Source organism: Kushneria phyllosphaerae, from assembly GCF_900312995.1.
GTDB classification, from domain to species: domain Bacteria; phylum Pseudomonadota; class Gammaproteobacteria; order Pseudomonadales; family Halomonadaceae; genus Kushneria; species Kushneria phyllosphaerae.
Window position 1 is genome coordinate 1 of record NZ_ONZI01000015.1, and the last position, 512, is coordinate 512.

At 52.5% G+C, this 512-nt stretch carries 1 protein-coding gene; it reads left to right on the top strand.

Annotation, left to right across the window (positions count from 1 at the left end; translation table 11 throughout):
* Nucleotides 1-61: 61 nt before the first annotated feature.
* Nucleotides 62-512 (top strand): DNA internalization-related competence protein ComEC/Rec2 (locus KSP9073_RS17230; protein ID WP_243409285.1); only part of this gene is annotated, 451 nt, incomplete at its 3' end.

The window sequence follows — 512 nt, forward strand, 5'->3', positions numbered from 1 at the left end:
GGTATGGCGATTAAACGCCTGGCGAACGTTGCCAGCAATGTGTGTGGCTGGAGGCTTGCTGATGTGCTGGCCGCTGTGGCAAAAACCTCGACCTGACGAGTGGCAGCTGTACATGCTTGATGTCGGGCAAGGGCTGGCAATGGTGATAGCCAGAAACGGCAAAGCGATTCTCTATGACACAGGACTGGCCTGGCCTGAAGGGGATAGTGGGCAACAACTGAGTATCCCCTGGCTCCACTGGCATAATCTTGAACCGGAAGGCGGTATTCTGAGCCATGAACATCTGGATCACCGGGGAGGGCTGGATTCAATATTGCATATATGGCCGATGTTATGGATCAGAAGTCCGTTAAACTGGGAACATCATCAGCCCTGTGTGCGTGGCGAAGCGTGGCAATGGCAAGGATTGCGTTTCAGCGCGCACTGGCCTTTACAAGGTAGCAACGATAAAGGAAATAACCATTCCTGTGTGGTTAAGGTTGATGACGGGACGAATAGCATTCTTCTAACCG